Genomic DNA, 12193 nt, shown 5'->3' with positions numbered 1-12193 from the left:
GCCTCAGGAGGCCAGACCCTCCACGACCTCCGCGTTCGGGAGCTCGACCAGCACGTCGCCGGGCACCAGGAGCTTCGAGCGCCGGACGCCGCTGCCGATCACCAGTTCCGGCGCGGCGGCGACCTCGGGGGCCAGCAGCAGCGGCCAGTCGGCGGGCAGGCCCACCGGGGTGATGCCGCCGTGGGCCATGCCGGTCAGCGACACGGCGTCGTCCATCGGCGCGAACGACGCCTTGCGCGCGTCGAGCCGCCTGCGCACCACGCCGTTGACGTCGGCGCGGGTCGTGGCGAGCACCAGGCAGGCCGCGTACCGCACCGCGGCGCCGCGCTTGCCCGCCACGACCACGCAGTTGGCCGAGGCGGACAGCGGCGAGCCGTAGGTGGCGCAGAACTCGGCCGTGTCGGCGAGCGAGGGGTCGATCTCGACGACCGCGCAGCGGTCGGCGTCGGCGGCGTCCAGCGCGCGCAGCGCCTCGACGACGGGGCCGGCCAGCAGGTCGGGCGCGGAGAGCGCGGGAACGGGGGTGAGAGATCCGGTGATGGTCCACACACCCCGCACGCTAGCCCAGGCCGAACGCCGTGAGCGCCTCGCGGTTGAAGGCGGGCAGGTCGTCGGGGGTGCGGCTGGTCACCAGCGTCCAGCCGTTCGCCGTGCAGACCCGCACCTCCAGGTCGTCCCACCGGCCACCGGCGTTGCGGACGTCGGTCTTCAGGCTGGCGAACGAGGTGAGCGACTTGCCGCGCACGACGTCGGCCTCGACCAGCAGCCACGGGCCGTGGCAGATGGACGCGACCGGCTTGCCCGCCTTCACGTGCTCCTGCACGAACCGCACGGCGTCGGCGTCCATGCGCAGGAAGTCGGCGTTGGCGACACCACCGGGGATCACCACGGCGTCGTAGTCGTCCGGCGACGCGTCGGCGAAGGTCGTGTCGACCTCGAACGCGTCGGCCGGGGTGAGGTGGTGGAACCCCCGCACCTCGCCGAGCTTCGGCGAGATCAGCCGGGGCGTGCCGCCGGCTCCCTCCACAGCGGCCCACGGGTCGGTGAGCTCGACCTGCTCGATGCCCTCCGAGTCGACCAGGAACGCGATCTTCTTGTCAGCCATGCCCCCCGGCTACCCGGCGGCCGGGCGGTCACACACCCGTGAAGAACGCCACGAGCCGCTCGCGCACGGCCGGGCGGTGCGTGAGCAGGGGCGCGGCGGAGGGCACGAGATCCAGTTCACCCCGCGGGAACGCCGCGGCCACGGCCCGTGCGACACCCTCGGGGTGCACCGGGTCGGCGGTCGCTCCGACGACCAGGACCGGCGCGGCGACCCGGCTCAGGACGGCCGGGTCGGGCACGGGGACGTCGCCGGGCAGCGCCACGAGCGCGTCGCGCAGCCGGGTCAGCGCGGCGGCCCTGGCGCGCGGGTGATCACCGGCGTCGACGCCGCCGGGCAGGTCGGCGGCGACCAGCGCCTCCAGGGCGCCGGGGTCGTCGAGGACCGCGAGCAGCCGCGAGTGGACGGACCCGTCGCGGGGCCGGTCGAGCGCGGCGGGCAGCAGCAGGGCCAGGCGCTCGAAGGCGTCGGGGACGTCGGCGACGAGCGCGGTGAGCGCGCCCGCGCCGAGGGAGACGCCGATCGCACGGGTCGCGCCGACCTCCTGCGCCACGTGGCGCAGATCGGCGGCGATCCCGCGGTAGGACCAGTAGTCCGGCGGCGCGTCGGGCGCGTCGCCGTGGGAGGGCAGGGTCACCACGACCCGCGTGCCGGGCAGCCCGGACGCGGGCAGCCGCGCCTCACCGGGCGTGGCGCCGAGCCCGTGGGCGACCAGGGTGACCGGCGTGCCCCGCCCGTGGGCCCGCCAGAGCAGACCGGAGGCGAGCGCGGTCACCAGCGCGGGCCGCGCTGCACCTCGATCAGCTTCGGGCGCACGTCGACGAGGTAGACCAGCACGGCCACCAGGCCGACGATCCAGAACATCATGCCGACGCCACCGGGGCCGAAGATCAGCAGCGCCGCGGCGCCACCGCCGGAGATGCCCAGCCACGCGGGCTTGGTGAGACGTTCAGCGGCCGTGTAGGCGTCGGCACGCTGCATCAGCGCGTGCACGAAGGCGAACACGCCCGCGAACAGCGCGACCCAGTAGATCGCGAAGAGGATCCACTGGTCCAGGTACAGGACGTTCGCCGAGGGGAACAACACGCGTCCCAGAGTACGGGGACACGGCGGTCGGGGTGAGGGCGACGAGGGGCACCTTCCGCCGGAAGGTGCCCCTCGTCGCTCCAGAGCGGGTGACCTGCGTCACTCCCCCGCGGTGGAGGTGTTCTTCTTCGTCGCGGTCGCCTTGCGGGGCGCGGCCCTGCGGGCCGTGCTGCGCACCTCGTGCGCCACGTCGCCGCCGACCTCCTCGACGGTCACCGCGAGCTTCTCGGTGACGTCGTCGGTCGCGTCCGCGACCTTCTCGCCGACCGCGCGGGTCCGGCGGGTGACCTTGCCCAGCACGTCGTCGGCCAGCTCGCGGGCGTCGTCGGCGGCCTTCTTGACCTGCTGCTGCGAGCGGAGCTTGTCCAGCGTCTGCTCACCCTGCTCGGCGAGGTAGCCGTAGAGCTGCATCGCGGACTGCGTGTAGGCGTCGACGAGCTTGCGCAGCTCGGCGGGGTCCAGCCGGTCGCGCAGACCGGCGAACTCGTTCGGCGCGTTCTTCGCGGCCTCGCTGCGCTCCTCGAAGCGGCTCTTGGCCTTGTTCAGCGCCTCGACGACGGCCTTGGCCGCCAGGTCACCGGCGCCGAGCGCGGCGAGCAGCGGGGTGCGCGCGGCGGCAGCGGCCTGCTCACCGGCCTTGCGCAGCTCTTCCTGACTGGGGACGTTCGGCATCGGGTCTTCACTCCTCTGGTCGTGTGGCGTCGTGCTTGGCGGCGTTCTCCCGCCGGAAGGACTCGTAGACGTCGAGCAGCACCTGCTTCTGCCGCTCGGTCAGCTCGGTCGCCGCCGCGATGGCGTCGGCCAGCGCACCGCCCTCGCGCTGCTGGAGGATTCCGGCCTCGACGTAGAGGGCCTCGGCCGAGATCTTCAGGCCCCTGGCGATCTGCTGGAGGATCTCCGCGCTCGGCCGGCGCAGCCCCCGCTCGATCTGGCTCAGGTACGGGTTGGAGACGCCGGCGAGCTTCGAGAGCTGGCGCAGCGAGATCTTCGCGTTGCTGCGCTGCTGCCTGATGTACTCGCCGATGTCGCGGCCGAGTCCGGCGACGGCCTCGTCGATGGACTTCTCCACGGGGCACCTCGCTTCCTCTCGGCCTTCTTCGACCGTACGCGGAAGTGCTAGCAGTTGCAAGCAGGGTGCTAGCAGGGGGAGACATGACCTCCGACACAGGTCTACCGTGGGAGACGATGCCCCGGTGGAGCGGTCTCGACGCTCGCGCGGGCCGCCTGCGCAAGCGCCTGGCGTCCGCGCTGCTGGCCGACGGGGCGGTGCGGGACCCGCGCTGGCTCGACGCCTTCCGGACCGTGCCGCGCCACGTCTTCCTGCGCCGCTTCCTGCTCCAGCGCCCCGACGGCCTGTGGGAGGCGGCCGACTCCAGCCGCCCGGACTGGCTGGAACTGGTCTACGACGACCAGGTGCGGGTCACCCAGCTCGACGGCGACCCGGAGTCGTGGGAGAGGGCCCGCGCGCACGGCGGCGTGCCCGGCGAGGCGACCTGCTCGTCCAGCATGCCCGCGATCATGGCGATCATGCTGGAGGCCCTGCGGGTCCGCGACGGGCACGACGTGCTGGAGATCGGCACCGGCACCGGCTACAACGCCGCGCTGCTCGGGCACGTCCTGGGCGACGAGCACGTGACCACCGTCGACGTGGACCGCTCGATCGCGGCGCTGGCCGGGGAGAACCTGGCCGCGGCGGGGCACGCGCCCACCGTCGTCACGGGCGACGGGCTGCTCGGCGTGCCGGGCCGCGCGCCGTTCGACCGGGTGCTGGGGACCTGCGCGGTGACGCGCGTGCCGCTGCCGTGGCTGGAGCAGACCACACCGGGCGGCCTGGTCGTCACGACGCTGAACCGGCTGATCGGCGCCGGGCTGGTGCGGATCACCGCTGGTGACGGCCCGTGCGGCGAGGGGCGGGTGCTGCGGGAGGACGGCCGGTTCATGCCGCTGCGCGCGCACGCCAGGCACTGGACGGCGGCCGCGCTGGAGCACGCCGGCACGGCCGAAGCGGTGTCGCGCCGCGAGACGGACCTGCCGGTGAACGCGGTGCTCGCCGCGTCGCACCCGTTCGAGTTCTTCGCCGGTCTGGTGCTCGCCGACGTGGCCGGGTGCCGCGTCGAGCGCGGCGGGGCCCGCTTCGCGCACGAGGACGGCTCGTGGGTGCGGCACACCACCCGCGACGGGACGTCACGGGTCGAGCAGGGCGGGCCCCGCGCGCTGTGGGACCTGGCCGAGGCCGCGCACGAGCACTGGCTCGCGCTGGGCTCTCCGCGCCGCGACCGCTTCGGCGTCACCGTCGGACCGGACGGTCAGCGCTTCTGGCTCGACGCCCCGACCAGCGAGCACTCCTGGCCGCTGTGAGCGGGCGGCCTCACCCGCGGGCCAGCGTCGCCAGACGGCGCAGCGCCTCGTCGATGACCTCGTCCCTCTTGCAGAACGCGAACCGCACGAGGTGCCGCCACCGGTCCGGGTCGTCGGTGAACACCTGCACCGGCACCGCGGCCACGCCGATCCGCTCCGGCAGCGCGCGGCACAGCTCGGCGCCGTCGGTGAAGCCGAGCGGGCGGACGTCGGCGCACACGAAGTAGGTGCCCTCCGACCTGCGCACGGCGAACCCGGCGTCGGCGAGCCCCGCCGACAGCCGGGACCGCTTCGCCTGGAGGTCGTCGCGCAGCCCGTCGACCCACGGCAGCTCGTGGCGCAGCGCGTGCGCCACGGCCGGCTGGAACGGCGCACCGCCCACGAACGTCAGGAACTGCTTGGCCGCCCGCACCGCGGCCACCAGCTCGGCCGGCCCGCACACCCAGCCGATCTTCCAGCCCGTGCAGTTGAACGTCTTGCCCGCGCCGGAGATGGTCAACGTGCGCTCGGCCATGCCGGGCAACGACGCGAGCGCCACGTGCTCGCTCCCGTCGAACACCAGGTGCTCGTACACCTCGTCGGTGATGGCGATCAGGTCGTGCTCGACGCACAGCTCCGCGATCGACGTCAGCTCGGCGCGGGTCAGGACGGTGCCGGTCGGGTTGTGCGGGGTGTTGACCAGCACGGCGCGGGTGCGCGGGCCGATCGCCGCGCGCAGCGCCGCCGCGTCCAGCCCCAGCCGTCCGGTCTCCGGGTCCTCGACCAGGCCCACGGTGCGCCGCACGGCTCCGGCCAGCGCCACCGACGCCGCGTAGGAGTCGTAGTAGGGCTCGATCAGCACGACCTCGTCGCCCTGCTCGACCAGCGCGAGCAGCGACGCGGCGACGGCCTCGGTCGCGCCGACCGTCACCAGGACCTCGGTGTCCGGGTCGTAGGACGTGCCGAGGCGGACGCGGTGCTCGGCGACCGCCTCGCGCAGCGCCGGGACGCCGGGGCCGGGCGGGTACTGGTTGAGTCCCGCGTCGATGGCGTCCTTGGCCGCCGCGAGCATCCCGGCGGGGCCGTCGGTGTCGGGGAAGCCCTGACCGAGGTTGACCGCGCCGGTCCGCAGCGCGAGCGCGGTCATCTCCGCGAAGATCGTCGAGGTGAACGGCCGCAACCGGGGAACTAGCGCTGGTACCCGCACAGCGTCCGATCATCACGGACAATGGTGCCGTGGAGCAACTGACAGCGGCTGACGAGAGCAAGCAGCGCGAGCTGCGCCGGATGAAGCTCGTCGCGACGGGGTTCCTCGTGGTGGCCACGGTGATCTTCTTCGCGGCACGCTCCCAGGAGGCCGGGGGCCCGGCGTGGGTGGGCTACGTGCGCGCCGCGGCCGAGGCGGGCATGGTCGGCGCGCTCGCCGACTGGTTCGCCGTGACGGCGCTGTTCCGCAGGCCGCTGGGGCTCCCCATCCCGCACACGGCGATCATCCCCACCCGCAAGGACACGTTCGGCAACGCGCTGGGCGACTTCGTCGGGCAGAACTTCCTCGCCGAGACCGTGGTGCGCGAGAAGCTGCGCCGGGCGGAGATCAGCCGCCGCGCGGGCGAGTGGATCTCGCGGGAGGAGAACGCCGAGCGCGTCACGTCCGAGCTGGCCAGCGTCGTGCGGGGCGCGGTGACGGTGCTGCGCGACGAGGACGTGCAGGCGATCGTCGAGCAGGCGATCGTGACCAGGGTGACGGCGAAGCCGTGGGGCCCGCCGCTGGGCAGGCTGCTGGAGCAGGTCCTCACCGACGGCGCGCACCACAAGCTGGTCGACCTGCTGTGCGACCGCGCCTACGACTGGGTCCGCGACAACCACGAGTCGGTCATGCGGGTCGTGTCGAACCGGGCCCCCACGTGGTCGCCGAAGTTCGTCGACTCGATGCTCGCCGACAAGGTCTACACGGAGCTGGTGAACTTCGCCTGGGCGGTGAAGACCGACGTCAACCACCCCATGCGGCGGGCGGTGGACACGTTCCTCGTCGAGTTCTCCGGCGACCTCCAGGACGACCCCCTCACGGTGGAGCGCGCCGAGCAGGTCAAGCAGCAGATCATCGGCCACCCCGACGTGCAGCGGCTCATCGACTCCGCGTGGGGCACGGCGAAGAAGATGCTGCTCGACGCGGCCGAGGACCCGTCGAGCGAGCTGCGCAAGCGCGTCCGCGAGGGTCTCGTCTCCTTCGGCCGGCGGCTGGTCGAGGACGAGTCGATGCGCGACAAGGTCGAGGGCTGGATCGAGGGCGCGGCGGCGTACGTGGTGAACAACTACCGCGCCGAGATCACCACGCTGATCACGGACACGGTCGAGCGCTGGGACGCGGCGGAGACCTCGCGCAAGATCGAGCTCCAGGTCGGCAAGGACCTCCAGTTCATCCGCATCAACGGCACGGTCGTGGGCGCGCTCGCGGGTCTGCTGATCCACACGATCGCGTCGATCTTCTTCGCCTGACCGGCCGGACGCGGACTAGGAGGCGGCCACCGAGCGGGCCCGCTCGCGCCAGTTGCGGGCCTTCTCCCGGTTGCCGCACACCTGCATCGAGCACCAGGTGCGCGAGCGGTTGCGCGAGCGGTCGAAGAACGCGCGTCCGCAGCCCTCGGCGGAGCAGACCTTCACCCGTTCCCACGAGCCGAGCACGGCGAGGCGGGCCGAGGCGGCCAGCACGGCACCGAGCGCGTCACCGGTGGCCAGCAGGGGCACGCCGCTGCTGAGGTCGACGCGGATGAGGCCCAGCGTTCCCGGCCGCCCGCTCTCGTGCTCGTCGCCCAGGACGCAGCGCAGGGCGGCGCGGACCTCGCGGGCCTGCTCCGGGTTCCCCCAGCGGCCCAGTCCGCGCTCGCTGACCCAGGCCCGCCACGTGGCTTCGCCGTCCAGCACGTCGGTGCCGAGTTCCAGGTCTCTGGTGTTGAGGAACGCGAGCAGCAGTTCGACATCGTGCTCTGTGTCGCCGGCGTGATCCTGGAGCCTGGTTCGATGGTCCCAGCCGGCTGCCAGACCAGTCACGACACCACTGTAGGCGTCACCCGCTCCGCGATGTGGCGGAGTAACCGGTCATCCGCGATGACCGGTTGCCCCGAGCGCGGGCGAACGGCCCTGGTGAGCGGCGCGGGCACGCTCAGACGGAGGTCGTCGCCCTCTCCCGCGCGGACGGCTGGTCGGCCAGCCGGTCCTGGACCAGGGCGTGCCTGAACTGGTAGCACGCGCCCGCCTGGCGCAGGACGCCCAGCGCCCTGGCGTCCTCCAGGAACTGCATCAGCTCCCACGGCAGCTTCCCGCGCAGCGCGAGCCACACCCGCGCCACCGTGAACCACCACCAGCGCAGGTGCAGCACGGCCAGCGCGAAGCCCAGCATCAGCCCGGAGGCCAGGCCGAGACCGACCATGCCGGTCTGGTTCGGCCCGAACACCAGGGCCGCCGCCGCGCCGAACACCACCCCCAGCACCAGCGATCCGGCCCACACCGCCGTCCGGTCGCGCGACATCGTCCACTTCGGACTGGACGCGGTGCTCAGCTCGGCGGAGCTGGACAGCGCGAAGCGCAGCGCCGTGGCCACCGCGAGCCCCAGGCCGACGACCAGGCCCGCCTCCGCGCCGTAGAGGGCCCAGAAGACCAGGCCCACCGCCGTGCCGAGGACGGCGCTGGACAGCAGCAGGCTGCGCCAGAGCCCGAGGTGCTGTCGGGCGGTGCGCTCGCGGACGGTCCGGTTGGACGCGGCGAGCGCGGCGGCGGCCACGGCGACGCCCGCGCCCAGACCGGTGATCGGCGCGAGGTCCGGCGTGCTGGCGTAGGCCATCAGCCACCCCACGCCGAACCCGCCGATCGTGCCGAGGGTGATCGCGCCCAGCAGCGCGAGCCACGTGCTGCCCACCGAGCGGCGCAGCTCCCACCAGGCCAGCTCCCGGATGCCCCGGTCGCGCATCTCGTGCGCGAGGAACCCCAGCCACCGCCGGGCGTGCGCCGTCCGCCACACCTGGCTGACCCGCGCCCGGTGCGCGGCGTCCCTGCTGCCGAACGAGCGGTCGACGAGGCTGTCCACGAGGTGGTCCTCGATGGAGCGCCGGTCCGGGAACCGGCCCCGGTCGAGCAGTTCGCTCGGCTCGGCGTCGCCCGTGCTGTAGACGACGTCGGCCAGCCACACCGCCAGCGGCGTGGACAGCGCGTCGGCCAACCGCCCCTCCGGCTCGGCGCGCAGGTGCAGGAAGATCGGCTCCCACCCCGCGGCCGTCACCGGGTCCGCGCCGGCGCGCAGGTAGCGGGCCACGTCCTCCAGGTCCAGCGGGTGCAGTTCCACGACGTCGGCCCCCGGCACCGGCCCGGCGCGGTTCACGGCGCGCGCGAACTCCGCCGTGCGGCAGGTGAGCAGCATCGGCGTGGTCGGGAAGGCGCGGTTGATGCTGGCCAGGGCGTCGCCGCGCTTCGCGTCGGGCAGCTCGTCGAGGCCGTCCAGGATCGGGATCAGCCGCCGCTGCTCCACGAGCAGGTCCGCCGCGTAGCTGCCGTACAGCTCGGTGTTGCGCAGCGCGGGGTGGTCCTCGTGCAGCCGCCGGGTGAACCAGGTCCGCACGTCCTCCGCGGCCGGGTCCCAGGTGGACAGCGGCAGCAGCAGCGGCACGCCCTCGCCGGAGCCGCGGTCGAGCAGCCCGACGGCGAGCAGCATCGCGACGGTGCTCTTGCCCGTGCCGGGCGCGCCGATCACGACGACGCGGTGGTTCGGCTGGCGCTCGAAGGCGCCCACCACCGCGTCGACCCGGCCCGGCGGCGCGGACGGGAGGTCGCTCACGTCGAGCTGGGTCGCCGTCCAGCGCACGTCGAGCGCGTCGGCGTCGAGGCCGCGGGCCCGGCACTCGTCCTGCCACTGCTTCTTCAGCGCCACCGACAGCGCGGCGCACGCGGCGTCGAGGTCGGCGTCGGTGCTGGGCCCGGCGGCGCGACGCCGGTGCAGCCACGGGTCGAGCACGGCGAGGAACAGCAGGAAACCCAGCACCAGCCCGATCAGCCAGGTCTGCGGGTCGATGCCGTACTCGGTGACGAACAGTCCGGCCGTCGCGAGCAGCGCGGCCAGGACGCATCCCGTGAGCAGGGTCTGCTGGCGGAGTCTGGACACCGCTGCATCATGGCCCACCGGCGTCGCGGGGCGAGACGTCGGTGTGCACGGCGGTGTCGCGCGGCGGCGCGGCGGCGGGCTTCCTGCGTACGCTGGTCGTGTGATCTGTCCCAAGTGTCAGAACCTCCTGCGGACGCTGGAGCGCAACGGCGTGCACGTCGAGCAGTGCGAGCAGTGCGGGGGCGTCTTCCTCGACCGCGGTGAGCTCGAACAGATCGTCGCCGCCGAGCAGAACCACTACGCGCAGGCCGAGCCGGCGCACCAGCCGACCACGGCCCTCCAGCCCCCCACGGCCCCCTACCCGACGCCGGCGGGCCAGCAGCCGCCCGCCCAGCCGGGGTACGCGCCGCCACCGGCTCAGCCGGGGTACGCGCCGCCGCCCGCGCAACCGGGCTACGCGCCGCCACCGGCTCAGCCGGGATACGCGTCGCCACCTCCCGCGCAGCCGGGCTACGCGCCGGGTCCGCCGCCGCCCTACCAGCCCCCGCCCGGCCAGCAGCCGCCCGCGCACCCCGGCTACGGCCAGGTCCACGGGCACCCGCAGCGCCGGCGCCGCAGCTTCCTGGAGGAGCTGTTCGACTGACCGTCCCCCGGCGCCGTTCCGGAAACCACTCCTTCGGGGGGCACCGGCAACCGGCGCGCCGGTGACGGCTTCCAAGCCGTCGTGCACGAACACACGACAGCTCACCTGGTCCTCCTGGCCCGGCACGGCGACGAGTCGGCCTGGCGCGCGCTGGTCCACCGGCACGCGCCGGCCGTCTGGTCGGTCGCTCGCTCGTTCCGGCTGGCGGAGGCGGACGCGGCCGACGTCTGCCAGGCGACGTGGCTCGCGTTCGCCGAGCACCTGCACCGCGTGCGCGAGCCGGAGCGGATCGCGGGCTGGCTGATCACCACGGCGCGGCGCGAGTCGCTGCGCCTGGTCAGGGTGCGGGGCCGCGAGGAGCCGATCGACCTGTGGCACCCCGCCGGTACCGGTCCGGGGCCGGAGGACGTGGTGCTGGGCGACGCCCTGGCCACCGCGCTGTGGCGGGCGTTCGCGGAGCTCAGCGAGCAGTGCCAGCGCGTGCTGCGCCTCGTCGCGTGCGCCCCCGAGCTGACGTACGCGCAGGTGGCGGAGGCGCTCGGCCTGCGGGTGGGCAGCGTCGGGCCGACCCGCAGCCGCTGCGTCGAGCGCCTGCGCCGCCGTGCCGTGTCGGCCGGGCTGGTCAGCGGGGTGACGCGGTGATCCTCGACGACCTCGCCGACGCGCTGCACGCCGCCGACCCCGTGCCGGCGGGTGTCGTCGCGGCGGCGGCGCTGGCGTTCGACGCGCGTCGCGAGGACGCCGACGCGCTGGAGCGGCTGCCCGAGCCGGCCGGGGTGCGCGGGTGCACCTCGCGACTGGCGTTCGGCGGTCCGGGAGTGCGGGTGGACCTGGAGTTCAGCGGCTCGCTGGACGTGCTGGGCCTCGTCCACCCGCCGTGCGCGGGCACGGCCCTGGTGCGCTGGCCCGGCGGATCGCGCGAGGTGGTGGTGGACGGCGGCTGGTTCCGCGCCGACGGCGTCCCGCCCGGTCCGCTGCGCGTCGTGGTGCGCGCACCCGGTCGCGGGGCCGTCTCGACGGGGTGGTTCGTCGGATGACCGCCGACGAGCGGCACGCCGCCGCCCTCGCGCTGATCGAGCGGGGCCGACCGGCCGAGGCGCGGCGGCACGCCACCGCGGGCCTGCGGACCCGCGATCCGGCGCAGGCCGCCCGGTTCCGGCTCGTCCTCGCCTGGATCGACCTGGACCGGGGGTCGTCGGAGGCGAGCCTGCGGCACCTCGACGCCGCCGCACCGCTGCTGCGCGGCCCCGACCTGGCGAGAGCGCGCTGCCTGCGCGGGCTGAACCTCTGCCAGACGGCCGACCCGCGCGAGGCCGCCGCCGCGCTGACCGCAGCGATCCGGGACCTGCGGCGGCACGGCGAGCACCGCTGGCTGGCCAACGCCCTGATCGGCAGGGGCGTGGCCCGCGCCCACGCGCTGCTGCTGCGGGCGGCGGACGCGGACTTCGTCGCCGCGCACGAGGTGCTGGAACGCATCGGCCAGCACGAGCGCGCGGTGGCCTGCCTGCACAACCGGGGCTTCGTGGCGACGCTCGCCGGGCACCTGCCGGTCGCGCTGGACCGCTTCGAGCGCGCCGCGGCGGCCGGACTGGACGCGACGCGGCAGCCGGAGGCGCTGCTCGACCGGGCGGAGGCGCTGCTGGCGGCGGGACTCGTCGGCGACGCGCGGCGCGTGCTGGACCCGGCCGTGCGGATGCTCGACCGGGTGGGACGCGGTTCCCGGCTGCCGGACGCCGTGCTGCTGGCGGCGCGGTGCGCGTGGTCCGAGGGCGACCTCCCCGCGGCGGGGCTCCTCGCCGACCGCGCCGCGACGCTGTTCCGCGCGCAGCGGCGGCACACCTGGACGCCGGTCGCGACCGCGCTCGGCCTGCGCGCCCGGCTCGCCGCGGGGGACCGCACGGCGCTGGCGGCGGTGCGGCGCACCGCGCTGGCGTGC

General features: G+C 74.7%; 14 protein-coding genes and 1 pseudogene. 6 read left to right on the top strand and 9 right to left on the bottom strand.

The annotated features are described in order from the left end of the window. Positions 1-3: 3 nt before the first annotated feature. The 6 genes from IMZ35_RS14450 to IMZ35_RS14425 all read right to left on the bottom strand — a co-directional run bounded on the left by IMZ35_RS14450 (position 4) and on the right by IMZ35_RS14425 (position 3257). Positions 4-549 carry a YbaK/EbsC family protein gene (locus tag IMZ35_RS14450; RefSeq protein ID WP_438816870.1) on the bottom strand — a complete coding sequence of 182 codons (546 nt, stop codon included), beginning with the start codon at positions 547-549 and terminating at the stop codon, positions 4-6. A 10-nt stretch (positions 550-559) separates the two neighbouring features. Next, positions 560-1105, bottom strand: a complete 546-nt coding sequence (locus tag IMZ35_RS14445; protein WP_199441597.1) for a type 1 glutamine amidotransferase domain-containing protein — start codon at positions 1103-1105, stop codon at positions 560-562. 28 nt (positions 1106-1133) lie between these two features. Further along, positions 1134-1877: an alpha/beta fold hydrolase gene (locus tag IMZ35_RS14440; protein WP_307868132.1), complete on the bottom strand. Its 744-nt coding sequence runs from the start codon at positions 1875-1877 to the stop codon at positions 1134-1136. Beyond that, positions 1874-2164 carry a DUF2516 family protein gene (locus tag IMZ35_RS14435; RefSeq protein ID WP_199441886.1) on the bottom strand — a complete coding sequence of 97 codons (291 nt, stop codon included), beginning with the start codon at positions 2162-2164 and terminating at the stop codon, positions 1874-1876. Before IMZ35_RS14435 ends, IMZ35_RS14440 begins: the two co-directional genes overlap by 4 nt. A 123-nt stretch (positions 2165-2287) precedes the next feature. Next, positions 2288-2860: a hypothetical protein gene (locus tag IMZ35_RS14430; protein WP_199441596.1), complete on the bottom strand. Its 573-nt coding sequence runs from the start codon at positions 2858-2860 to the stop codon at positions 2288-2290. Between the two features lie 7 nt (positions 2861-2867). Next, complete coding sequence (locus IMZ35_RS14425; RefSeq protein ID WP_199441595.1) at positions 2868-3257, bottom strand: helix-turn-helix domain-containing protein; 390 nt, start codon at positions 3255-3257, stop codon at positions 2868-2870. A gap of 116 nt (positions 3258-3373) precedes the next feature. Between IMZ35_RS14425 and IMZ35_RS14420 the strand changes: the two genes are divergently transcribed. Next, on the top strand, positions 3374-4546 hold the full coding sequence (locus tag IMZ35_RS14420; RefSeq protein ID WP_199441594.1) for a methyltransferase domain-containing protein: 1173 nt from the start codon (positions 3374-3376) through the stop codon (positions 4544-4546). 10 nt (positions 4547-4556) lie between these two features. On the opposite strand, the gene IMZ35_RS14415 is transcribed toward IMZ35_RS14420, so the two are convergent. Beyond that, positions 4557-5732, bottom strand: coding sequence for a pyridoxal phosphate-dependent aminotransferase (locus IMZ35_RS14415; RefSeq protein ID WP_199441593.1), 1176 nt, complete (start codon positions 5730-5732; stop codon positions 4557-4559). 80 nt (positions 5733-5812) lie between these two features. Here IMZ35_RS14415 and IMZ35_RS14410 point away from each other — a divergent pair, with 80 nt between their 5' ends. Then, positions 5813-7021: a DUF445 domain-containing protein gene (locus IMZ35_RS14410; protein ID WP_199441885.1), complete on the top strand. Its 1209-nt coding sequence runs from the start codon at positions 5813-5815 to the stop codon at positions 7019-7021. Positions 7022-7036: 15 nt separating this feature from the next. On the opposite strand, the gene IMZ35_RS14405 is transcribed toward IMZ35_RS14410, so the two are convergent. Further along, positions 7037-7564 (bottom strand): CGNR zinc finger domain-containing protein, encoded by a 528-nt coding sequence (locus IMZ35_RS14405; protein ID WP_229372035.1) that lies wholly within the window; start codon positions 7562-7564, stop codon positions 7037-7039. 121 nt (positions 7565-7685) lie between these two features. Beyond that, positions 7686-9674, bottom strand: a complete 1989-nt coding sequence (locus tag IMZ35_RS14400) for an NACHT domain-containing protein (protein ID WP_307868131.1) — start codon at positions 9672-9674, stop codon at positions 7686-7688. Between the two features lie 100 nt (positions 9675-9774). Here IMZ35_RS14400 and IMZ35_RS14395 point away from each other — a divergent pair, with 100 nt between their 5' ends. The 4 genes and pseudogenes from IMZ35_RS14395 to IMZ35_RS14380 form a co-directional block, all read left to right on the top strand. Continuing rightward, entirely contained in the window at positions 9775-10257 is a 483-nt protein-coding gene (locus tag IMZ35_RS14395) for a TFIIB-type zinc ribbon-containing protein (protein ID WP_307868130.1), read from the top strand. A gap of 81 nt (positions 10258-10338) precedes the next feature. Next, positions 10339-10899, top strand: coding sequence for an RNA polymerase sigma factor (locus IMZ35_RS14390; protein WP_199441589.1), 561 nt, complete (start codon positions 10339-10341; stop codon positions 10897-10899). Next, complete coding sequence (locus tag IMZ35_RS14385; RefSeq protein WP_199441588.1) at positions 10896-11294, top strand: hypothetical protein; 399 nt, start codon at positions 10896-10898, stop codon at positions 11292-11294. Before IMZ35_RS14390 ends, IMZ35_RS14385 begins: the two co-directional genes overlap by 4 nt. Continuing rightward, positions 11291-12193: pseudogene (locus tag IMZ35_RS14380) on the top strand (CHAT domain-containing protein); the annotation flags it as partial. The gene IMZ35_RS14385 and the pseudogene IMZ35_RS14380, both read left to right, overlap by 4 nt.

Origin of the sequence: Umezawaea beigongshangensis, from assembly GCF_016464305.1 — a bacterium.
GTDB lineage: Bacteria > Actinomycetota > Actinomycetes > Mycobacteriales > Pseudonocardiaceae > Umezawaea_A > Umezawaea_A beigongshangensis.
The sequence above is the reverse complement of the archived record's forward strand: the minus strand, read 5'-3'. Positions and strand labels throughout refer to the sequence as shown.

Coding starts and splice junctions, on each gene's coding strand:
- IMZ35_RS14445 (WP_199441597.1), bottom strand. CDS start 1,105: ATGGCTGACAAGAAGATCGCGTTCCTGGTCGACTCGGAGGGCATCGAG.
- IMZ35_RS14430 (WP_199441596.1), bottom strand. CDS start 2,860: ATGCCGAACGTCCCCAGTCAGGAAGAGCTGCGCAAGGCCGGTGAGCAG.
- IMZ35_RS14420 (WP_199441594.1), top strand. CDS start 3,374: ATGCCCCGGTGGAGCGGTCTCGACGCTCGCGCGGGCCGCCTGCGCAAG.
- IMZ35_RS14410 (WP_199441885.1), top strand. CDS start 5,813: ATGAAGCTCGTCGCGACGGGGTTCCTCGTGGTGGCCACGGTGATCTTC.